This is a genomic window from Alcanivorax sp. S6407 (assembly GCF_023016115.1).
Lineage (GTDB): Bacteria > Pseudomonadota > Gammaproteobacteria > Pseudomonadales > Alcanivoracaceae > Alcanivorax.
The window spans coordinates 65,716-88,045 of the sequence record NZ_JALKBH010000002.1; the positions used below are offsets into that span (position 1 = coordinate 65,716).

General features: G+C 57.8%; 20 protein-coding genes. 7 read left to right on the top strand and 13 right to left on the bottom strand.

From position 1 onward, the window contains the following. Positions 1 to 168: 168 nt before the first annotated feature. The 5 genes from MWU49_RS03610 to MWU49_RS03630 form a co-directional block, all read right to left on the bottom strand. Complete coding sequence (locus MWU49_RS03610; protein ID WP_246968269.1) at positions 169 to 1,671, bottom strand: cytochrome c peroxidase; 1,503 nt, start codon at positions 1,669 to 1,671, stop codon at positions 169 to 171. A gap of 223 nt (positions 1,672 to 1,894) precedes the next feature. Beyond that, entirely contained in the window at positions 1,895 to 3,010 is a 1,116-nt protein-coding gene (locus tag MWU49_RS03615) for an enoyl-CoA hydratase/isomerase family protein (RefSeq protein ID WP_246968271.1), read from the bottom strand. A 516-nt stretch (positions 3,011 to 3,526) separates the two neighbouring features. Beyond that, the gene (locus MWU49_RS03620) at positions 3,527 to 3,970 is read right to left on the bottom strand and encodes a phasin family protein (RefSeq protein WP_246968273.1); all 444 of its coding nucleotides are present in this window, start codon (positions 3,968 to 3,970) and stop codon (positions 3,527 to 3,529) included. A gap of 160 nt (positions 3,971 to 4,130) precedes the next feature. Beyond that, positions 4,131 to 4,457, bottom strand: coding sequence for a hypothetical protein (locus MWU49_RS03625; RefSeq protein WP_246968275.1), 327 nt, complete (start codon positions 4,455 to 4,457; stop codon positions 4,131 to 4,133). Continuing rightward, on the bottom strand, positions 4,457 to 5,677 hold the full coding sequence (locus MWU49_RS03630) for a hypothetical protein (protein ID WP_246968277.1): 1,221 nt from the start codon (positions 5,675 to 5,677) through the stop codon (positions 4,457 to 4,459). Before MWU49_RS03630 ends, MWU49_RS03625 begins: the two co-directional genes overlap by 1 nt. Positions 5,678 to 5,909: 232 nt before the next feature. On the opposite strand from MWU49_RS03630, the gene MWU49_RS03635 reads away from it, so the two are divergent. Further along, complete coding sequence (locus tag MWU49_RS03635; protein WP_246968279.1) at positions 5,910 to 6,659, top strand: SCP2 sterol-binding domain-containing protein; 750 nt, start codon at positions 5,910 to 5,912, stop codon at positions 6,657 to 6,659. A 279-nt stretch (positions 6,660 to 6,938) separates the two neighbouring features. On the opposite strand, the gene MWU49_RS03640 is transcribed toward MWU49_RS03635, so the two are convergent. Further along, positions 6,939 to 7,262 (bottom strand): hypothetical protein, encoded by a 324-nt coding sequence (locus tag MWU49_RS03640; protein WP_246968281.1) that lies wholly within the window; start codon positions 7,260 to 7,262, stop codon positions 6,939 to 6,941. 198 nt (positions 7,263 to 7,460) lie between these two features. Between MWU49_RS03640 and MWU49_RS03645 the strand changes: the two genes are divergently transcribed. Continuing rightward, positions 7,461 to 8,180, top strand: coding sequence for a diguanylate cyclase (locus tag MWU49_RS03645; RefSeq protein WP_246968284.1), 720 nt, complete (start codon positions 7,461 to 7,463; stop codon positions 8,178 to 8,180). Here MWU49_RS03645 and cmoB read toward each other — a convergent pair. The 3 genes from cmoB to MWU49_RS03660 all read right to left on the bottom strand — a co-directional run bounded on the left by cmoB (position 8,160) and on the right by MWU49_RS03660 (position 10,771). After that, entirely contained in the window at positions 8,160 to 9,131 is a 972-nt protein-coding gene (cmoB, locus tag MWU49_RS03650) for a tRNA 5-methoxyuridine(34)/uridine 5-oxyacetic acid(34) synthase CmoB (RefSeq protein WP_246968287.1), read from the bottom strand. The genes MWU49_RS03645 and cmoB overlap by 21 nt on opposite strands. A gap of 40 nt (positions 9,132 to 9,171) precedes the next feature. Further along, positions 9,172 to 9,903, bottom strand: a complete 732-nt coding sequence (gene cmoA / locus MWU49_RS03655) for a carboxy-S-adenosyl-L-methionine synthase CmoA (RefSeq protein WP_246968289.1) — start codon at positions 9,901 to 9,903, stop codon at positions 9,172 to 9,174. A 421-nt stretch (positions 9,904 to 10,324) separates the two neighbouring features. Then, complete coding sequence (locus MWU49_RS03660) at positions 10,325 to 10,771, bottom strand: hypothetical protein (RefSeq protein ID WP_246968293.1); 447 nt, start codon at positions 10,769 to 10,771, stop codon at positions 10,325 to 10,327. Positions 10,772 to 11,099: 328 nt separating this feature from the next. Between MWU49_RS03660 and MWU49_RS03665 the strand changes: the two genes are divergently transcribed. Beyond that, on the top strand, positions 11,100 to 11,435 hold the full coding sequence (locus MWU49_RS03665; RefSeq protein WP_246968296.1) for a hypothetical protein: 336 nt from the start codon (positions 11,100 to 11,102) through the stop codon (positions 11,433 to 11,435). On the opposite strand, the gene MWU49_RS03670 is transcribed toward MWU49_RS03665, so the two are convergent. Continuing rightward, on the bottom strand, positions 11,425 to 13,935 hold the full coding sequence (locus MWU49_RS03670; RefSeq protein ID WP_246968299.1) for an ATP-binding protein: 2,511 nt from the start codon (positions 13,933 to 13,935) through the stop codon (positions 11,425 to 11,427). The genes MWU49_RS03665 and MWU49_RS03670 overlap by 11 nt on opposite strands. A 240-nt stretch (positions 13,936 to 14,175) precedes the next feature. On the opposite strand from MWU49_RS03670, the gene MWU49_RS03675 reads away from it, so the two are divergent. The 4 genes from MWU49_RS03675 (at position 14,176) to MWU49_RS03690 (ending at position 17,823) form a co-directional block, all read left to right on the top strand. Beyond that, positions 14,176 to 14,733, top strand: coding sequence for a hypothetical protein (locus MWU49_RS03675; RefSeq protein ID WP_246968302.1), 558 nt, complete (start codon positions 14,176 to 14,178; stop codon positions 14,731 to 14,733). 410 nt (positions 14,734 to 15,143) lie between these two features. Continuing rightward, positions 15,144 to 17,006, top strand: a complete 1,863-nt coding sequence (mnmC, locus tag MWU49_RS03680) for a bifunctional tRNA (5-methylaminomethyl-2-thiouridine)(34)-methyltransferase MnmD/FAD-dependent 5-carboxymethylaminomethyl-2-thiouridine(34) oxidoreductase MnmC (RefSeq protein ID WP_246968305.1) — start codon at positions 15,144 to 15,146, stop codon at positions 17,004 to 17,006. Further along, positions 17,003 to 17,395, top strand: a complete 393-nt coding sequence (locus tag MWU49_RS03685; protein WP_246968308.1) for an MAPEG family protein — start codon at positions 17,003 to 17,005, stop codon at positions 17,393 to 17,395. Before mnmC ends, MWU49_RS03685 begins: the two co-directional genes overlap by 4 nt. A 191-nt stretch (positions 17,396 to 17,586) precedes the next feature. Continuing rightward, on the top strand, positions 17,587 to 17,823 hold the full coding sequence (locus MWU49_RS03690; protein WP_246968311.1) for a YheU family protein: 237 nt from the start codon (positions 17,587 to 17,589) through the stop codon (positions 17,821 to 17,823). A gap of 146 nt (positions 17,824 to 17,969) precedes the next feature. Here MWU49_RS03690 and MWU49_RS03695 read toward each other — a convergent pair whose 3' ends face one another. The 3 genes from MWU49_RS03695 to ligA all read right to left on the bottom strand — a co-directional run bounded on the left by MWU49_RS03695 (position 17,970) and on the right by ligA (position 22,217). Beyond that, the gene (locus tag MWU49_RS03695; protein ID WP_246968314.1) at positions 17,970 to 18,398 is read right to left on the bottom strand and encodes a hypothetical protein; all 429 of its coding nucleotides are present in this window, start codon (positions 18,396 to 18,398) and stop codon (positions 17,970 to 17,972) included. Between the two features lie 904 nt (positions 18,399 to 19,302). Continuing rightward, positions 19,303 to 19,887, bottom strand: a complete 585-nt coding sequence (locus MWU49_RS03700) for a transglycosylase SLT domain-containing protein (protein WP_246968317.1) — start codon at positions 19,885 to 19,887, stop codon at positions 19,303 to 19,305. Beyond that, a complete protein-coding gene (ligA, locus tag MWU49_RS03705) occupies positions 19,884 to 22,217 on the bottom strand; it encodes an NAD-dependent DNA ligase LigA (protein ID WP_246968320.1) in 2,334 nt (777 codons plus the stop codon). The genes MWU49_RS03700 and ligA overlap by 4 nt, the downstream gene beginning before the upstream one ends. Positions 22,218 to 22,330 lie beyond the last annotated feature (113 nt).

Consider the following 22,330-nt stretch of genomic DNA (forward strand, 5'->3'; position numbering starts at 1 on the left):
GCCTGCAGGCAGGCTTCTACAGCAATATTCGCCCTCAGTGAACTCTGTGCCTCTGTGGCGAATCCGCTTTTGATCTTTGCGTGCCGCATGTTGCGTGAAGCGTGTTGTAGCCGCGAAGCGGCATAAAAAAGGCGCCCTCATGGCGCCTTTTTTATCATTCGTTCCCGATCACAGCGTACCGAGAGCATGCACTCGCAGACCATCCGGATCCGGCACATCATCACCCGGAATCCATTTGGCCATGCAATCGCGATCATCCAGACAGGGATCGGTCAGCGCATGCAGGAAAGCCAGCAACTGGTCTACCTGCTCATCGCTTAGCTCTGCATTTACCAGGCTCGATTTACCTGCCAGACGGAGCGCTTCCAACTGGTCCAGCGCCTGCTGGGTGTTCGCTACGATGTTGTCGGTTTGTACAAACGGCGCCAACTGGTTCAGATCGTAGTTATCAAACGCCTGTTGCGGATTCAGGTGATGACGCACAACCGCTTCCAGTGACGTGTAAGCACCGGCATGCCCCCACGGGCCGGTTTTGGCCACATTCAGCAAGTGCGGGGTACGGAAGGCGAACTTGTCATCGTCTTCATTCGTCTCACGGAAACGGCCGTAGTCATTGTCATGAGGCACAGCGACACCATCCCCCTTGCCTCGTCCAACCTGGGGCATACCCACCACATGGAACTGCTCATCAGTAAAGAAATCACCGCTGTGGCAACCGCCACAACCTGCACCACCCTTCTCTACCGGAGTATAGAACAGCAAGGCACCGCGCTTGGCATCTTTGCTGATAGCTGACTTGTCACCCGCCAGATAGGCCTTCCAGGGGTTCTCAACCAGCACCTGTGAATTCTGGTAGGCGGCCAACGCATCAGCGATATTGTCATAGGTGATCAACTGCTCTGCGGTACCCATCGGCGCCTCCAGGCCTGCCTGGAAGGCAGCCAGCCAATCGTTCATACCGGCCAGCGCCATCTCCATGTCCTCGCCTTTGAGACGGTCTTCCAGCGCAATTCTCAGCGAAGCGTTACTGTTACCGGCCTCAAAGGAATGACCACGCATCTCTTCAGGCGAGGTAACCGGGAAGCGGGCCTGGGCAGCAGAAAGGTTCGCGCCAGCGTTGGCATCTGCGACACCAAATGCAGAATCCGGCGTACGGATCGCATCGCCTGCGCCGTTGAAGTTGGCCTTGTCCAGACTTTCAACCCGACCATCGTGGAACAGGACCTGGTCATAGAAGACGATATTGAAGGTGGAAGGTGCGTTCCGTGGAACGGTCGGGCCACCATCAAATTCGTGACCATCCGAACGGTGCTCGCGACCGGGCCCGAGCAGATCAGGCAGTACGGCTTCTACACCAATCGACAAGGAAAGATTGTCTCCTCCGCCCAGCAACGGGTGGTGACAGGACACACAGGCAGAATCCAGATCTCCGCCCAGCGCCTTGGTAAAAAACAGCTGCATGCCCAGCTGGGCTTTCGGCTCGGAAATGGAAGGCAGTACACGGCCGGTGGTCGGATCACCAGTAATGTCGCTCGCCTTGGTCACCGCTGCCACTTTCTGATCCAGCGTCAGTGGCAAAGCAACCGAATCATCACTGTCGTCACCACCACAGGCAGACAGCAACACAGCAGCAGCCACAAACATCGCTGTGGTCTTGAATCCCCCAGACATAATTTCCCCTCGATTGTATTTTTAATCCCACAAATCCCGTGGGGGATTTTTCATGAGTGGTCGGGACAAAACAAGCGCAAAAGGGGAAATTCAGCCATAGGTATGAAGAAAATAAACACTGAATCGAAATCGAAATCAAACAACCGGAAAAAAACCCTGGCGAGCATCCACCATCCATAAAAAAAGGCGCCATTACGACGCCTTTTAAGCGGCTAGCGGTTCCTCACTTCTGACCCAATAAAGCCAGTGGGTGGACCGGAGCCGGAGACTCAAAATAGCCATCAATGAAGTCACGCGGGACATCAGCAATGCTGCGATGCCGAAAAGCGGGTTTGCCGTCCTTGTCGATCAACAATGCACGGACCCCTTCCCGGAAATCGCCATGAAGCGAGCACTGCACAGCAAGATTCCATTCCATGCGAAATACCTCGGCCAACGACAGATAGGTAGAACGCGACAACTGCTCCCATACCAGATGAGCCGTCTGCGGGCAGCCTTTTTCCAGTGTACCCAGAGCCCGATCCAGCCAGCTGTCACGATCCTTTGCAGACAATAGCTGCGCAACGACGGTCTGGAGATCCTCTCCATCACACAGCGAATTGATCAAAGGCAGGTGATCCACCAGCGGACGTTGAATTTCCGCCATGTCCGCCGCCTGCTGCTTGAACAACCGGTACAGCACTGCCTTGTTGTCACGGGCTTCAGCGCTATAGTGCTGCTCAGCCAGACTGGCCAGCAGAGAATCCGCATCGCCGTTTACCATACGGTCCGCCAAACCAACCTCCACGGCCTCACGGCCGTTGATATGTACACCGGTGAGCCCCAGGAACAGGCCGGTCTTGCCGGGCAGACGATTGAGGAACCAGCTACCGCCCACATCCGGGAACAAGCCAATGGTGATCTCCGGCATGGCCATGCGCGAGCGTGCAGTCACCAGACGGAAGTCTGCCCCCTGCAACAACCCCATACCACCGCCCATGACGATACCGTCGCCAAACACCACCACAGGGATCTCCGAGCGGTGCAGGCGGTAATCCAGCGCATATTCCTCGGCAAAATACTGCTCGGTGAAGGGATTACGCCCTTCCCCCGCATGCTTCACCATGGACTTGTGCATCTGCACGATGTCGCCGCCGGCACAGAAAGCCTTGCCGCCTGCGCCATCCAGCCACAGGGCAACAATATCTTCCCGCTGCTCCCACTCATCCAGCTTTGCAGCCAGCGCCTGGATCATGTCCAGCCCCAACGCATTCAGCGCCTTGGGAGCGTTCAGGGTAGCCCGGGCAATAACGCGACCACAGGCGGTGGGAATTTCGGAAAACAATACGCAATCAGACACTTTCTCTCCAAAGCCAACACGGCGGCAATCAATGCTCAGGGATACTAGCAAAGGGAGGCGAAGCCTTCATTGGTGATTTGCGACGGTTGAGTGCCTGACGCCTTTTTGCATCGGCAAAACACTCGCTAAAACATGCTGTGGGAGCTTGCCTGCAAGCGATCCGAGCCTTGGCGAGGTAAGGATTCCAGAAGCGAGTGACGAGTTTCGAAAATCAAAGAGCGTCGGTCTTGTGCGAGTTTTGGGGTTTGGCCTTACGAAACTCGCTTCTCGTAACTCGAAACTGATTACCTCGCTTGGGCTCGGATCGCCTGCAGGCAGGTTATTCGCTCCGCTCACCCTTCGGCCCGCACTGCGTGCGTTACTCCGCTGCGCTACGTTCCCACAGCAGGCTGGACAACATGTTGCGTGAAGCGTGATGCAGCCGAAGAGCAGCCAAAAAAAACGGGTACCCAAGGCGGGTACCCGTCAAAAGACACCACTAAGGGGTTAGCGGTGTGCGCTACAACACTGGTTGGATCAGTCGCTTTTCTTGCGCGACTTTTTCGCCGGGGGCGCCTTTTCTTCCGCGCTGTCCAGAGCCTGAGTCAGCTCCAGCACCCGTTTTTCAAGCTCTTCGACTTCGCGCTTGTTCGGCAAGCCCAGACGGGACAATGCCTTGTTTAGCCGATCATCGAAGGCCCGTTCCATTTTTTCCATGGTCTCGCCGGTATGGTGGCGAACCCGTTCCTTAATCTCTTCAACCCTGGACTCAGTCTTGTCCTTGGTTTGTTTTTCCACCTCACGGCCCGCTTCCACAAGAGCATCAAAGAAGCCACTACCCTCTTCTTCAGCGCGAGCGAAAGCGCCCAGACCGGCAAGCCAGATCTGATGGGTGTACTTGCGAATGTCTCTGGAAGCACCCGTCAGTGCTTTCAGTGGGCCCACACGCCCGTCTTTGTCGTTCTGATTTTCATCGGACATAGTCCAAACTCCCGAAGGCAATTCCACGAGCGAATGCAGCGGGAACAACACACAACATCATCAACGCGTGGAAGGAATTATAGGAAAGGGGGAATATGATAGCAGAAGAGTTGTCCAACAATCTGGCACGAAATGTTTATGTGATCAATTTCTCACCAGTTTAGTGACCCGGATCATCATCCCGGTCATCCGCAGGCGGTCGCCGGGCACCACCAATCAGGCCCATGCCCCGCGCCAGATCCCGGGCGCGATCACGAATCACTTCCTTCGAACGCCCGGTCAACAGATCCACCAATCGCTTGCGGATATTCTCCTCGAGGCGCTGTGCCCCCTCCTCGAGGCGAACATCAATCTTTCGCTCTACCCGGGGAGCCACAACGAAATGCCCGAGTATGGCGACCATGATGAGAGTCAGGATAGATGACCCCGCCGCCGCTGCGAACAACAGCCACCCGAGGGTGGCAATGTCGATCTGCAGCGTTTCCATCAAGCGGCCCCGAACATGACCACCAGCTGGAACAGGCCAGCCATGGCGCCCAGGAAACCACCGACTACAATCAGGATCCACTCATCTTCCTGGAAGGCAGGACGCAACAGATCCTGGAACTCTTCCGAGCTCAGTGCCTGCATCCGGTCGGACATGATCTTCTCGACGAGAGCGCCGCGTTCGCGGTTGAAACCCTGATCCTCGAAAGGCTCCACCGCCAGATCCACGGCTTTCTCTTCCACCGCTTTCTTGAGGTCCGCATAGCCTTCCGGGCCAACCGTCAGCTGGGCAGCCGTGCGCACCACTCCGCCATTGAGCAACGGCTTGAGATGACGCTTGATCAACGCCTTGGTGCGATCACCACGAGGCCCGTTGACCACCTGATACATGATATTGCGCAGGGTGATCACTTCCTCGGTGGAAAGGCGTGCAAAGGTTTCGGCCACATCCTTCTGACGTTTGAGGAACAGTCCCTGAACCCGGAACGGCCCCACTTTCACCGGGTTGAGGGGACGGAAGATCAGATTCAGGGCCAGCCAGTTGGTAGCGACCCCGACAATGAAGCCAAAGAACGGCAACACCCAGTTTTCCGGCATCAGGATAAACACCGGCACCTGGATCAGACCGAACAGGAAACCGAAGTACAGCCCGGAATTGGTCACGAAGCGGAACTCCGGATCCCCTACTTCACGGAACATCTGCACCATCAGCTGTTTGTCTTCCGCCATCTGCGTGGTGACCATGTGTTTCATGTCCACCAGGCTATCCAGGTTGCGGCTGATGTCATCTACCACGCTGTCCATCACGGACGGAATGGCACGACGGGCACGACTATAGACACGCTTGCGAACCAGCAGCGGGAGATTCTCCCACAGCACCGCATTGCGCTCAGTCATGACTTCATCGGTGTACTCTTCAATGCGGCCCTGGATAGTCCGGGTCAGGTGCGCGGCGATCTTCTCCGGCTCCATCTCACGAAAAAATTCATCCAGACTACCGAGTTTGGAAAGAGCCTTGTCGACAACAATCCCTGCCATCTTCTCGACTTTCGACGGGATAATCCCCTGCCAGCCAAAAAACGGTCTGATCCCCAGAAACTCAAGGGGATAGAAAGTCATCTGAACCGCCATCCAGTTGGTGGTCCAGCCGACGGCACCGGCAATAAAAGGAATACTGACGTACTTCCAGAAGTCCGGGTACGCTAGCAATGATTCCAGCATTTATAAACTACTCCCCTCCAAGGGCTGCCGCAGAGTAACAGTGGCGACAGAATGTAAACAGATTGCGTGTTCACCCATCCCGGTCAAATAAGCCAATGTTGTCTTGTTATGAAAATGCATAGTATAGGGAGCCGGGTTTCCAAATATAAGCAAGATAACGTAATTTTTGGCAACATTAAGAAGACCGAACTAAACAAAGCGGTCTCATTTAGAACAGGAACCGTCAGTACCCATGCCCCAAACCGGTAGCTTTCCACAATTGATTGTGCTTGGTGGACTGGAAAGTGCACTCAATCAGGCGCTTACCGCTACGCCCTCGGGACAGCAGCATCTCGCCGACCTGCATGGCACCGTAGTGCGCATTCGCGCTGAACGTCCCATGTGGGTGCTGTATGTGCTGATCTACGAGGATGGCATCGAACTGTTGCCGGAATACGAAGGCAATGTGGACGTGCGTATTCGTGGTCCTCTGGGTGGCATGCTGCACTGGCTGTTTTCCAATACCCCACTGGAAGACCAGGAAGAACTGCGCGTCTCCGGTCACGAAGAAGAGATCCGCCAGCTCACCGCCCTGATCGAGCAATTCAGCCTCTGGCCCCTGATACGCAACTGGCTGGATGACCATGTCCGCCTCAAGGAACTGCTGGCAGTTCTGCGCCGTGAAGACCCGGTGTGGCTGGAAAAGCTGGCCACCCTGCCAGAACAGATGGGCCAGCTGGCTGAACAGGTGGCCCATCAGCAATTACTGCAGGAAGACATTCTGGAAGAGCTTCAGCAGATGCGCGGCGAACTGCGCCGCAACCGCAAGATGGATCTGTTCTTCACCCTCACCGGCACCCTGCTGGTGCTGCTTTCGGTACTCAAGGCTGCCGATCTGTGGGGCGTCACCTGGCACGCTCTGCAGGAAGATGTGCTGTCCCTAGCCATGCTCAGCCTGGGTATTGCCTGCCTGGTCGCCCGGCTGCTACCGGCCAGAAATTAAATTCATCGCGCAAGCGTGGGAAAACTGGCAGGTCTGACGTCCGAAGTCGGACGTGAAAGGCAGACAACCAGGGAATGCTATCCCCAATGTGGGAGCTCTCTGTGCTCGTCAGGGTATGCTTGCAAGCGAATAGCCTCCCCTTCGCCTGCAAGCACACTCCCACAAAAATATCCGCCCCCCCCAACTCAGCAGCCCCGCTTTGGCTTTTGACTTTACTCATAGCTCATAGCTCGAAGCTGCTTTTTCCCTTTCAACGTTCAACTCGCTCCTGCTGGCGCCCTAGTCTTTCTTGCGCGGACCACCGAAAATCTGCCCCAGACGCTCACTGACCAATTCGGCTCCAGAACGGGCCAGACTGCGGCTGGCACCTTCCAGGACCTCACGGGAAGGCAGGTTGCGCACCCCATCCACCAGACCGCGTCGCACGCCCTCTTCCACCCGTTCGGAAATGACCTGTGCGGCAGACTCCACCTGCTCATCCAGCTCACGCTGCAGGGTATTGCGCAGACGTGGCTGAAAATAGAAATGCCCCCAGATGCCCACCACCAACAGGGTAAACAGGGAACTCAGAACCGCACTGGCTACAATCGCGATGATACTCATGACACCCCTCTGAAAACCGGTATTCGTCACTGACAGTCCACCCACAGCATGTGGCTGTCCAGCGTTACAAACTCCAGCATTGTTGTTAAATAAAGTATGCACCGACTGTCAGTGCACAGGGAAACGAATAGGATAGTTGATGGCAGGATGCCATATAATCGAAGGAACAGTATCTTACCTGTCTGGATCTATGTGCCAATGACTTCCGAGCCCCTTCAAAACCGCATAGAAAGTCACAACCAGCTTGCCATTCAGCAAGCCCTGTCGCTATGCCACCGCCATCAGCACCCTGTCAGCCTGCTGGCTCTGGACGTGGCCGAACTGGACAAGCTGCGTGCCGACATTGGAGAGGCGCGCATGGAAACGCTGGTCAGCCTGCTTGCCGAGCACTTGCAGCAGTACAAGCGCTGTGAAGATCTGCTGATAACCAATGCTGACAATCACGTCATGTTGGTAGTCCTACCCGCCACCGATGTCCGCGGCGGCCACCAACTGGCCAAACGCCTGTTGTCGCGCTTTGCCAGCGAAGAGTTTCAGTTGGATGAGTTCCAGGTGGAGGTATCACTGCGTATCGCCCTGCATGGCTGCGAACAACTGGAAAGCGCCGATCCATACCCCCTGATCGACGCGACCCTGGCCATATTGGAGAGTGTGGGGAGTTTGGGGAGTGTGGAAAGTGGCGATGATGCCCAGCTGCTGCTCTCCGATCAGGCACGGGAAGCGCTCAACGTCCCCCTGGAACCGACGGAGACATTGACGGCCAACCTGTTATCCCAGGCTCGCCGCAAAGGTGATAACGAATTGCTGGATGCCCTCAAGCCTGCCCTGTCAGAGCTGCCGGAAAGCGAACGAATGAAGCTGGTGGACCACCTGCTGGATCTTTCTACTGGCATTGGCTCAGGGCTTTCGGGCCACTAACACCGCCCGCCGGGGCGCGGGATAGCCCTCCCGGGTCCTGGCAGGATCATTCGGATCAAGGAAATCCGGCAGCGACTGAAAACGCATCCAGTCAGTAGCGTGTTGCTCTTCTATCGTGGTGGTGGACTCATCCACACAGCGAATATCCACAAAGCCACAACGCTGCAGCCAGAGTTCCAGCATGGCCTCCGAAGGCAGAAAGAACACATTACGCATGGCCGCATAACGGTCTTCCGGCATCAGCACCGTCTGAGCATCGCCTTCGACCACCAGGGTCTCCAGCACCAGCTCGCCGCCGCTCGCCAAAGCCCCTTTCAATTCCAGAATATGGTCCAGTGGTGATCGCCGGTGGTACAGCACCCCCATGGACAACACCGTATCGAAGTTCTGCTGATCCGCCGGCATTTCTTCCATGCGCACCGGCAGGAACCACACGGGCACCTCGGGAGCGAAACGCTTCACCGCCAGATACTGCACCAGAAACAGGATCGTCGGATCAATCCCCACCACCTGTTTCGCCCCTTCGGCCGCCATGCGCCAGCAGTGGTAACCACTGCCACAGCCCACATCCAGTACCCGGCGGCCGTCCAGCGGCGACAGGTGCGGCGCCACTCGCTGCCACTTCCAGTCAGAGCGCCACTCGGTTTCCACCGGCACCCCAAAGAAATCAAACGGCCCCTTGCGCCAGGGAATCAGCCCTTCCAGCGCCGCCTTCACCGCTCCCTTGTCATGCTCTCCTGACTGACCAATGCGCAGGGCATCCACTCCCAGATCACAGTCCGCCGGGCCAGCCGGCAGCGCCTCCAATGCTGCCATCCAGCGCGGCAAATCACCGTGGGGACGCTCCAGCAGCCGCTCCCGGGTCAGCCCGATCAATTGCTCCAGGGGCGCCTCGGCAAAGGTGTCGGCCAGGGCAGCACCGCTGTCCTGCAGATAGGTTTCCAGATTCATTGGCCTGATCTTTTTGAATAGTGTCGGCAGGTCACGCCAATCAGCGCACCGCCAGCAATGACATGAAATTGAAGCAGCGGAACCACACATGGATATGGCGATAACCGGCCCGGCGCAGGCGCGCCTCATGGTCCAGAAGCGTCTCGGGAATCAGTACGTTTTCCAATGCAGTGCGCTTCTGGCTGATCTCCAGATCCGAGTAGCCATTGTTGCGTTTAAAGGCATGGTGCAGCTCGGTCTGCAGGGTATTCTCCGCTTCATCCTCAAAGCGGATCTTCTCGGACAACACCAGAATGCCGCCGGGCACCGTGGCCGCCGCGAGACGTTCGACAAAGGCATCACGGCGCTCAGGAGCGATAAACTGCAGAGTAAAATTCAGCACCGCCATGGAGCAAGGTTCAAACGCCATCTCTGCCACATCCCCTTCCACCAGCGACACCCGTTCGCTGAGGCCGGCATGTTCCAGCAAGCACGCCGCCTGATCAATCATGGCCGGAGAATTATCCACCGCAATCACCGGGTTGCCCTGGTCACCGGTCAACGCCGCCATGGCCGTGGCCGCCGCCCCAAGGGAACAGCCCAGATCATAAAGACAGGTATCCGGCTGGGCATAGCGGGCCGCCAGCACCCCGATCATATCGATGATGGAAGGGTAGCCGGGCACTGACCGACGGATCATGTCCGGAAAGACCCGCACCACCGTCTCATCAAACGAAAAGCGTTCCACCTGCTGGTGCGCAGTGGCGTAGATGTTGTCCTGCTGATCCGACATGAGGTTCCCGGTTAGCCGATTGCGGCCGTGATTATAGCGGTGGGAGGCGCGGGAGAGAAACGAGCGCAGCGAGGCAAGGGCGCGGAAGCGAGTTACGAGTTTAGAAGTGCGAAAGGCCACACCGCTCGGGCCAAAGGGTTTTGGGGTTCGAAACTCGCTTCTCGTAGCTCGCAACCCTCTTTTTCCTCGCCAGGGCTCGGATCGCCTGCAGGCAGGCTCCTACAGCTAACCGCCAGCAACAACGTCAGATCCGTGCTGTAGGAGTCCCGCTTGAGGGACGAACCGAGCGTAGCGAGGCGACCGAAGGGAGGGTACCAGATTGTGATCTTTTGATTTTCGAAACTCGTGACTCGGAACTCGTTCCTGCCCTTGAACGCAAAACGCCCGGTCATAGCCGGGCGTTTCAGTTTGGGCTGGGCGCTTACTTCAGCGTCAGCAGCAGATTCGGGTTGAAGTCCTCGTCGGCGAGATCCTGCAAGTAGCTGTCCACGAACTCGCGGGTCTCGGCATCGCTCTCATCGGCGAGTGATTTCATTGCATCCGACAGGGTCAAAGACTTGCCATTCAGCTGCACATGAGAGGATGACAGGCTCAGTCCCATATCGATCACGGCATACTCCAGGTTCTCTGCCTGACGGTTCAATACCATCCGGGAGAAGACAGTCTGTCCCTGGCCACATTGAAGCGAGAGCAACTCTTCACCACCGGAAACATCCAGCTCATCACGCTCGATAAAACCATCAACCAGCACCCCGAAAGCGCTGTCTTCCGTTGCCGCCAGGCACAACTGCCCTGCCACGGACTGATCCACTTGAGCCTGAGACATGGACGCACAAGCCAGTAACACTGCACCTGCAAGAATCCGCATGACGCTTCCCTCTGCTGTCTGGTTAGCCAAAATATCGGTTACGGGAGCCGATTATACGAACAAATAATTACTCAACGTAACCATTCTGATGCAAAAAGATTGATCTTTTATGACATAAGACAATGCGAAATTCGGGCCACATTCATATCTTTGCCATACCAGAAGCGTAGCTTCCCTAGGAAAAACGGGTACTTAAGGGAGAAAACACCCCTACTGTCCCCAATTGAATGAAATCGGCACGCAACTTGCTGATTCGATGCGAGTAAACAGGTTTCTCAGAAATGATCACCCACCCGGCATGGATGCTGGATAAAAGGAAACGCTCACCATGTCCGTTACCACCATGAACAGCCCATTTCTCAGCCACATGCCAGCAAAACGCACACGGCGGTTCAGCCCGTTGACCCTGCTGGCAGTCACCTTGACCCTGGTTGGCATGCTGATCGCCACACTGGATATTCGCTGGTCACTGCAACTGGTCAGTCTTGGTTGTGTCTATTCCGGTGCACTGCTGGCCAGTATGGGGCTCGCTGTACATCTATTGCGGGGCAGTCTTGCCTGGGCTGCGGATGGCGGGATGTTGCTGGGTCTGGCGGCATTGATCTTCAGTAGCCCTTTCCTGCCGGCTTCCGTGCAGGATTATCTCGAATATCTTATGCCCTGATCCCCAGATAATCTGACAGCACACGGGACATGGCTGCCAGAGACAACGGCTTGATGATCTGGCCGTCCATGCCGGCTCGACGGATCGCGCCGGCCTGCTCGTCCACCGCATGGGCGCTCAACGCCAGAATCAGGCAAGGCTGGCGCCCCTCCTCCTCTTCCACTTCGCGCATGGCCGCAGCACTGGTAAACCCGTTCATCACCGGCATATCCAGATCCATCAGTACCAGATCAAACGGTACTTCGCTGTCGTGGAACACGTCCAGCGCCTGCTTGCCATTGTTGGTCATCACCACCTGCTCCACCCCCAGTTTCTCCAGATAGCCGCGGGTCACCAGCTGGTTAATGGGGTTGTCCTCCGCGACCAGCACATTCAGCTGCTCAATGGAGTTCACCACTTCATGGCGGGTTGGCGTTCCGCCCACCGGGATACCGCCACTAAACAAGTGCAACAGCTCATGGAGAGTCAACACAGAGCGGCGCAACAAACGCACCTGTGCGGGCAACCAGTCCGGTACCCCGGTACGCATACCCATCATCAGAATCACCGTGGTATCAGGGCTATTGGCCTGCAGCCATGCCAATACCGTCCTCAAGGCCTCCTCATCTGGCAGGCCGTTGATCAAAAGGTGGTGGCGATACTCTGCTGGCACCGAATCCATATCAGGAAGGTGCTGCAGGCAATACACATTGCGGAACCGGGTATCTTCGGCAATCCAGCCGGCCAGATTATCCTGCACATCCCAGAGCATGGAGGCCGGTGCACTCATCTCCGCCATGGGAATGGCTGCCTCATCCACGTGCATCTGGACACTGAAGCTGAACCGGGCGCCCCGCCCCGGGGCACTGTCCACATGGATATCACCACCCATCAACCCCACCAGCTCATGACTGATGGACAGGCCCAGCCCTGTGCCACCAAAACGCCGGGAGGTGTCCGGGGACGCCTGGGAGAAATGCTGGAACAACCGCGACTGCTCTTCCTGGCTCAGACCGATACCGGTATCCGTCACGGCAAACGTGAGCAGCGGGTCCTCCCCCGGCGAATAACGGCAGCTCAGAGACAGCACCACCCTGCCACCCCGGGTGAACTTGACCGCATTGCCAAGCAGATTGATGAGCACCTGACGCAACCGCACTTCGTCTCCCACCACAGACGACGGGGTATTGGTATCCACATCCAGCAGCACCAACGCCTGATTGTCACTGGCCGAAAGCTGGAACATCTGTGCGCACTCCAGCAACAGTCCGGGCAGATCGAAGGGTTCATACACCAGTTCCAGCTTGCCGGCCTCGATCTTGGCGAAATCCAGCACGTCATTGATCAAGGCACTGAGCGTACGGCCGGCACTGTCAATCAGCGTGATGTATTCCCGCTGCCGGGGAGATGGATCGGTTTCCCTTAACAGCTCCGCCAGCCCGATTACGCCATTCAGTGGCGTACGGATCTCGTGGCTCATTCGTGCCAGAAACAGATCCTTGGCCTGACTTTCCGCCCGAGCACTGATAGCCCGGGAATTATTGCGGTAGACCATCATGCCCAGCCCCAGCACCAGCAGATAGAGCAGCACCACACCCGCAAGCAGCAGTACCGATTCATTGATACGGTCCTGGCGGGACGCCGTCAGCAGGTTGTTGGCCAACTCCACCAGCATGTCCGACATACCGTCCAGAGACTGCATGGCATGGCGGCTTCGATCGTAGGCCTGCTCCCAGGTCAGGGTAATCTGCGGTGACAGGATCAGATCGTTTTCTGTCCAGTCGAGGAAAGTCTGCAACTCCCGACGTACCAGCCGCCATTGTTGCTGAAGCTGTACTGCCCCGGTACGGGCAGCCAGTGCCTTGATCTCACCATCAATGATGGTCAGCTCACGCTGCAACTGTTGCCAGGCACTCTCCAGGCGGCGCGCATCGTTATCGCCCAGATAACCGCCACGCAGGCTTACATACAGCGCCAGCGCCCGGATCAGACCGATATTTTCCTCGCATTGGCGAAAGGAACTGATCGGCAACGACAGCACCTCATTGGGCTGCAGTCCAGGCCCAATGGACATATCAGAAATATAGAGGATGGTAGACAGGGTATTCGCCACCCGATCCGCTACCTGATTGACGTTGTCAAATGGCCCGGACACATCCTCAATGGGAATCCCTGTCTTGACGGTCAAACCAGCCCAGCTTTCACTGATCAGCCCGGCCTGGTCATTCATGGCGGGCAAATCGCGTTCCCGGATTTGCTCCAGAAAAGCATGCAGGCGGCTGGCGGTACGCGCGCGGCTGAGCTCATAGCGGGACAGGATTTCAGGGTCCTGAGTGTGAATCGCCACCGGGGCAAAATCGCGCATGTCCTGCAAGGGCTGCATAGCCGACAGACCGCTATCGAAAAGCGCCAGGTCCTTGCGCATGGTCGCATTGGCGTCAAGAATCTGCATGCGGTACTGAATAATCAGCACCATGGCAATCAGAAACGGCACCGTGACGATGGCAAACAACATGGCCATCGCGGTTCCCGTATGCAATCCATTATGTGATGGTCTTTCCATCGGCCAGTCCCTGAAAGGGCTACAATTCACTTTGCCACTGGATAATCGTTGCGACACCACGACACTGCACTGATGACAACAATACCTTGCACCAGTAGACGCCCCAAAACTGTAAAAGTTTGCTATTTATTGCTTATTACAGCCGTTTTATCCCTATCAGGCTGCCAAAGTGCCCGACAAAAAGACCAGAGCGGCGAAATGCTGCAGGCCAGAAAGCTGCCGTCGCTGTCTGCTGATCAGGATACGGCCCATAGCATTGCCGAGCCATTGCCGGACAATCAAACGGATCTGTCCCGATTCCACATTCCCGAGACCCTCGCCGGACTCAAACTGGACGGTGAAATCAGCTCCACCAGCGCCCGCACCTTCCGCTATGTAGGTGAAGAGCATCAGGAAAGCCTGCAACTGGTTCTCACCCGCCTGCCCACCGGCTGGGACAACATGGATCCTCACCGCGCAGTCGCCAGCTACTACAGTGAAGCGAGACAACGTCGAGTGCAAAGAGCCCTCAGCAACCCGGCCAATGCTCTCTCCATTCTCAGTGAAACCCTGCTGGATCTGGAAGGCCAGCCCGCCGCTCAGGCTCAAATGCGCTGGATCGAACCCAACCGCCCCATCCAGAACCAATCCCTGCTGATCACCCTGGTAGACGGCGCCTTTATCCGTATCAGCAACGCCAGCTACCAGCAAAGCTCCCGCTGGCTAATGCAGCACGCCAAGCGCAGCCTGGCGGAATTCAGGGCGGCGCAGGAATAACGACAAGCCACAAGCTTCAAGCTGCAACACGAGGCGAAGCACGAGCCAAACGAACCACCTCATCGTTCCGTGCTGCCAAGTATGTGGGGCTCGGGAACTTTCCAGGGGGGGGCTATCCAATCAAGCGTAGCTTGTAGCTCGCAGCCAAAGCCCCCGACCTGTAATTTCATTCCTTGAACTGGACAGGCCCCACCTTTCGTCGCGGCTCAGGCATCCCTGATACGACGTCCCCGAAACCGCGTTGCAGCTTGAGGCTTGTAGCTTGTCCCTCGCAGCCAAAGTCTTTGGCCTGTATATTTCGCTTTTACGCCAGAAACTGCGCCTCACTTTTCGTCGCGGGTCAGGCATTTCACATACGACGCCCCGGAACCGCGTTGCAGCTTGTAGCTTGAGGCTTGTTGCTAATTACCATGTCTCTCACCACTTTCGCCCCCATTCAGCCCGCCAACATCGAATGGCAGGACAGCACCCCCGTTGCCTCGGACTATGATGACCCCTACTTCTCGCGGCAGGATGGCATGGCGGAGAGTCGTTACGTATTTCTTGACGGCAACCGGCTGGCGGAACGCTTCGCGGCGCTGCAACCCGGGCAGTATTTTGTCATCGGCGAAACCGGTTTTGGGACCGGGCTCAATTGTCTGCTCGCCGCACAACAATTTCTGGCTATGGCTCCCTCCGGGGCACGACTGCATCTGGTCTCGGTAGAAAAACACCCCTTGCGCAAGGAAGATCTGCAGACTGCCCTAACCCACTGGCCGGAACTCGGCGACCTTGCCCTGACATTACTGGCCGAATACCCGGCACCGACCCCGGGCCTGCACCGGCTGCAGTTGCACCCATCCATCACGCTTACCCTGCTCTATGGTGAGGCGGAACAGCTCTGGCCAATGTTCAACCATCCGGTGGATGCCTGGTTTCTGGACGGCTTTGCTCCTGCCTGCAACCCGGACATGTGGCAACCGGCCTTGTTCGCGGAATTGGCCCGGCTGAGCCGCCCCGGTACCACCCTCGCCACCTTCACGGCCGCGGGGTTTGTCAGACGCGGCCTGCAGGAAGCCGGCTTCACCATGGAAAAGCGCAAGGGCTTTGGCCACAAGCGCCACATGCTCACCGGCAGGGTCGGGGAACACAGCCCCGCCAGACAGCAGCGCATGCCCAACGTCCTGGTGGTCGGTGCCGGGCTGGCCGGTGCCACCACCGCCAGAGCACTGGCGGAGCACGGTTGCCAGGTCACCGTCAGCGATCCTGCCGGCATTGCCAGCAAGGCCTCCGGCAATCTGGCCGGGGTGGTCTATAGCACCCCCAGTGCCCACCTGACGCCGCAGAACCGTTTCTACCAGCAAAGTTACGGTCACGCCCTGCGCTGGCTGCAGCGGCACGGTTTCCCCGCGATACCGGAGAATGGGGCGCTCAACGGCGTGATTCAGCACTTCGTGGACGACAAACAGCAAGACAAACTGAGTCAGGCCATGGAGAGCGGCGCCTGGCCAGAAGAGCTACTGCGCACGGCCGGAGAAAACGCCGCCGAACTGGTGGGCGGCGGCTATCTGAGCCCCGCCGCCTGGTGCCGCTATCTGCTTGAGCATCCCGACATCACCCTGCTCACGTCAGCCGTGAGCGCCATCCAGGAAGGCTCCCCTGCCACTGCCACCTTCACCGACGGCAGCCAGCACCAGGCAGACGCTATCGTCCTCTGCACCGCTGGCGCCACCGCGAACCTGCCCGACCTGCAATGGCTGCCGCTCAAACACATTCGTGGCCAGGTCAGCTATTGCCGCGCCACCGAGGCCTCTGCCCAGTGGCAGCAGGCCCGCTGCCACGGCGGTTACCTGACCCCAGCAGTAAATGGCCTGCACTGTGTTGGCGCCACCTTCAATTTGCATAATGCCGACCCGACCGCCAGCGAAGCCGACGATGCCGAGAACCTGGCACAGCTGAAACATTATCTACCGGAACGTTGGCAGGAACTGGGCGGAGATGACATCGAGATTGCCGACCGGCGTGTAGCCTTCCGTTGTCAGAGCATCGACTTCCTGCCCCTGTGCGGCCCCCTCCCCGTAGCCAATGACAACCCACACCGCCCTGCCACTGGCCTGTATTTGAACATCGCCCATGGCAGCCGCGGCATCACCGGCACCCCACTATGCGCCGAGCTGATCGCTGACTTGATCTGCACCACACCGTTACCCGCAGACCAACAACTGGTTGACGCCCTGGCCCCGGAACGGTTTATTGTCCGCAAACGACGAAAACAACCCGAGTGGAAACCATGAACCTTGTCAGCTTGCCGATTACCGCTATCTACGCCGCGTTGAGCGCCTTCCTTGTCATCGCCCTGGCCGCCAATGTGGTGCGCTTCCGTCTGGGCAAACAAGTCTCCCTTGGGGATGGCGGCCACAAAGACGTCAACCGCGCCATCCGCGCCCACGGCAACACGGTAGAGTACGTGCCCCTGGCCCTGATCCTCATGGCCCTGCTGGAACTCAACGGCGCCAGCGACGGTGCCCTGCACTTCTACGGCATCACCCTGGTTGCCGGCCGCGCCCTCTACGGCTACGGCATGCTGTTCCCGAAACCCAGCGCCAACCGCCCCCGCCAGCTAGGCGTCCTGTCCAGCTGGATCGTGATTCTGGCGGCCGGGGTGCAGTTGTTGATCATCTAAAAGCAGTGACGAGGTACGAGTTTCGAGTAGCGAAAATCAAAGCCGAACACCATCGCGGGTTCTTGTTTTGATTTTGCCTTTCGAAACTCGTTACTCGCTACTCGCTCCTGAACCCGGTAAAGGCTACAACACCTCCGCCGGCTGGCGCTTTTCGCTATTAACTATTCACTATTCACTATTAACTGATCTCTATGCCTCTCATCGTCCCCTGGAAAGACATCCCCGCCGACACCCTCGACAACCTCATCGAGGAATTCGTCACCCGCGACGGCACCGACTACGGCGACCACGAAATCGCCACCAGCACCAAGGTGGAGCAGGTCCGCCAGCAACTGAAACAAGGCGACGCCTTTGTGGTGTTTGATGAGGTCACGGAGAGCGTGTCGGTGATGGGCAAGGAGCAGGCGGAAGAGGCTGTGAACAGTTAACAGTGAATAGTGAACAGTTGCGCGAGCAACGCCGTGCATCTTTAAACGTATGAGGCCGCGCCCAAAGTTTGGGCGCGGCCTCATACGTTTAAGAACCTAAAGTCGCTTTTCGCGACGCTGTTAACTATTCGCTGTTAACTGTTAACTCAAGAAATCGCCCCTTCCCTTGCCCACTCACATCTCACCCTCAACGGCATATCGGAAGGTTCGTGGCAGACATCGGCGCTGTCCCAAACGAAGGTGTGGAAGCCTGAAAGTTCGGTCTCCAGGTGCACCACCGCGTTGACCCAGTACATATTCTTGAGCAGGGATTCGAACTTGGCGATCCAGTGCTCCCATTCGTACTCCACCGCACGGTAGGACATACCAAAATGGATAACCTGGGTCTGGAAAGTCCCCCCCATGAGGTCATCCCCGGGCACGGAAAACATTTCCCGGCACAAAAACGGCCACTCATCCGCCTGGGGCAACTGGCGAATGGCTTTGCGATTCTGGAAACAGCTGGCCTTGCGCTCCTGAATGGAGCCAAAAGGCAAATGCTTGATACAGCCGTAAACGATGGATTCGTTATCCAAACAACACCCTACTGCAGGAGCTAGTTTCAGGTTGCAAGGCGCAACGCGATAAAGGTTTTGCCTAACCTAGCAAGTTTGGCGCCACGATTCACCGGTTTGTTTGGCAAAATCCGCCGCACGCCATCTCCACACCCCACGAACCTCCAGCCCTCTGCCATGTAGGAGTCCATGCTTGCATGACGATCCGAGCGAAGCGAGGCGACCGAAGGGAGGGGTCTGGTCATAGACGCAGAAGCGAGTCTCGAGTTTCGAGTTGCGAAAGGCCAAACCTTACGGACCAAAGGGTTTTGGGATTCGGCGCTCGCTTCCAAGGGGCGAATCGAGCGTAGCTGGTAGCTAACCGTTAGCCCCTGCAGCAACGGCTAATTGAGGATGAGGACATGCATATCCCTGCTCGCTTCAGGCGCTCAGCCATGAAAATGAACCAATGACACCAGCACGGCCTCTTCCCCGTTAGAGTGAGTCGAGGAACGGAGCCCTGTGACGGCGTAGAGCAAAAAACCTGTCTGAGCGGAGCGAGTCTTTTTTGCGTCCGTCACAGGGTGAGTACCGGAGTGTGCCCGCGGAGCGGGTCGAACGGAGTCGGGGTAAGGGGGCGGAAGCGGGGGTTTGCAAAACATGTTTTGCCCGCTGGAGCGCCATTCCCATACCTGGGAATGGCCGGAATACCAGAAGGGGAGCCATCTAGGGGAGACCACCCTAACAGCAGATTCGCACCTCAATTTCCTGAAGTTCGAACGGCGTCTCTGGAATTCTTACCTCGCTTGGGCTCGGATCGCTTGCAGGCAAGCTCCTACAGCGGCTTCGTAGAAATGCAGAAACCCGTGAACTTTTCCAGGGTTTTCCATCCAATCAAGCGTAGCTTGTAGCTTGTAGCTTGTAGCTTGTAGCTTGTAGCTAACCGCTAGCCCCTGCCGCAGCCCCGCATTTGCTGCTGGTACTGGTTAGCCATCTGCGCGGTGCGCTGGGCGGCGCCTTTCATCCACTTGTTGTTCTTCCAGGTGCCGCGGGCATAGCCGCCGTGGCCGGCGTAGTAATTGAGATAGAGGTTGTAGGTATCGTTGCGGGGAACACCGTTTTTCTTGTAGCTCTGGTAGTGATACCAGCCCACAAACTGCACGGCATCCTTGAAGTCATCGCGGTCCGCGCCGCGGCGGCCGGTGGCGTTCTTGTAGCCGTCCCAGGTAGAGTCCAGTGCCTGGGCGTAACCGTAGGCACTGGAGGGGCGTTTCCAGGGAATGAAGCCAAGCAGTTTGGTTCTTGGCGGTTTCGCCTTGGCGTTGAAACCGGATTCCTTGTAGATGGTGGCCATCAGTACCGGCACCGGCACCCCGTATTCCTTCTCGGTGTTTTTTGCGTACTTGTACCAGTTGTTGAACCAGCCGCCACGCTGATCAAACACCGAGCAGACATTGTCGGTATTGGTGGGGGTACTGGCACAACCACCCAGTATCCCTACCAGCAACAACAACGTCAGATGAATTTTCATAAGGCTCCCGGATCAATCCCGTGCTCTTCAAACAATGACAGTAGCGCCGCCTCATCGCAGACCTCAACCCCGAGAGACTCCGCCTTGGCCAGCTTGGAACCCGCAGAGGCCCCCGCCGCCACCATCGACGTATTCTTCGACACCGAGCCCGCCACCTTGGCACCCAGTTGTTGCAGGCCCTTCTTGGCCTGATCCCGGGTGAACTGTTCCAGGGTACCGGTGAGCACCCAGGTCTGGCCTTCCAGGGGCTTGCTCTCGGCCTGTTCCGGCGCCCGGGCCTGCAGTTCTGCCGCCATGGCTTCCGCCTGTTCCAGTCGTGCCTGCCAATCGTTTTCTGCCAGTGCCTTGCGCAGCTGCAACATGACACCGGAACGCACCCCCTTGGGTTCTGCACCGGCACCTTCCGCAGCACCGGCCACCAGCTCGGCCACCGTCTTGTAATGGCTTGCCAGGGTCTCCAGCGACTTGTCGCCGATGCCTTCCAGATCCATACCCAGACGCTTGGCGGATTTGAGCAGGTGCGACAGGGTCAGGGTACCGGTAAAGGCCGCGGACGGTTCACCGCTGGACTGGGGCGATACACCTTCCGTCAGCAAACCATCGATCACCGCTTCGTTATCCGCCTCGGCAAAGAAAGCGCCGATGGCCTTGGCCACTTCCATACCCACGTCCGGCACCGCCAGCAACAGCATCGGCGGTGCACGACGAATCGTTTCCAGATCCCCGAAACAATCCGCCAGGTTCTTGGCCGTCTCTTCACCAATCTGCAGGATGCCCAACGCAAACAGGAACCGGCCAAGGGAGACCTTCTTTGAGGCTTCCAGGGCCGCGATCAGGTTATCCGCCGACTTCTCGCCCATGCGCTCCAGGCCCGCCACTTGCTCCGCTTTCAAACGGTAGAGGTCGGCGATGGTGGCAATCAGTTCCTGATCCACCAGCGCATCCACCAGCTTGTCGCCCAGGCCATCAATATCCATAGCCCGCCGGGAAGCAAAATGCTTGATCGCTTCGCGCTGCTGGGCGCCACAGATCAGACCACCGGTGCAGCGGGCCACCACTTCCCCGTCACCACGGAGAATGTCGCTGCCACACACCGGACAGTGGGACGGCAGGGAAATCGTCTCGGTATTGGCAGGACGTCGTTCCGGGATCGCACGCACCACCTTGGGGATCACATCCCCGGCCCGGTATACCACCACGGTATCGCCTACGCGAATATCAAGACGCTGGATTTCATCGATGTTGTGCAGGGTGGCATTGCTGACGGTGACCCCGCCCACGGACACGGGTTCGAGGCGAGCCACTGGCGTCAGCGCACCGGTACGCCCCACCTGCCAGTCCACACCATTCAGTACGGTGAGCTCTTCCTGGGCCGGGAACTTGTGGGCAGTGGCCCAGCGCGGGGCACGGCTGACAAAACCGAGATCGCGCTGCCAGTCAAAACGGTCCACCTTGTAGACAACGCCATCGATGTCGTAGTCCAGCCCATCACGCTTGTCGAGAATGCTGTGATAGAACGTCAGCAGCTCATCCACGCCCCTGCAGACCCGAACCTCCGGATTCACCCGCAGGCCCCAGTCACGCAGCATGTCCAGCATGCCCGAATGCGTCGCCGGTTCGTCCACGCCCTCCAGTTGCGCCATGGAGTAGGCATAGAACTCCAGTGGACGCTCAGCGGTGATCCGGGAATCCAGTTGACGCAGGCTGCCCGCCGCGGCATTACGCGGGTTGGCGAAGACCTTCTGCCCCGCCGCTTCCTGGCGCTCATTCAGTTTGGCAAACCCGACATGGGGCATGACCACTTCGCCGCGCACTTCCAGCCTGGCCGGGATAGTATCGCCTCTCAGAGTCAGCGGCACCGACCGGATGGTGCGCGCATTGGTGGTGATATTCTCACCGGTCTGGCCATCGCCGCGGGTAGCGGCTCGCACCAGCTCACCGTTTTCATACAACAGGGAAATAGCCAGGCCATCGAGCTTGGGCTCGGCCACGTATTCGATATCCCCATCCACATCAAGACGCTCGCGAACGCGCTGATCAAAGGCACGCAGTTCATCATCCTCGAACACATTGTCGAGGCTGAGCATGGGCACTTCGTGCTGCACCTGATCAAAGGCATCCAGCGGCACATCCCCCACCCGCTGGGTCGGCGAATCCGCCGTCACCAGCTCGGGGTTGGCCTCCTCCAGTGCCTTCAGCTCCCGATAAAGGCGGTCGTATTCCGCATCGGGAACCGCAGGATCATCAAGAACATAGTAGCGGTAAGACCAGTCGTTGAGCTGGTCGCGGAGGGATTGGGCTTTTTGGGAGAGGTCGTTGTTATGAGTCACGTTTGAGGGCAGTGAACAGTTAATAGTGAATAGTTAACAGCGAAAACCCGAGGCTTCGCCCGTAGGGCGGAAACCGGCGCGAGCCGATCTCCGCCAAAAAAACGGCGGAGATT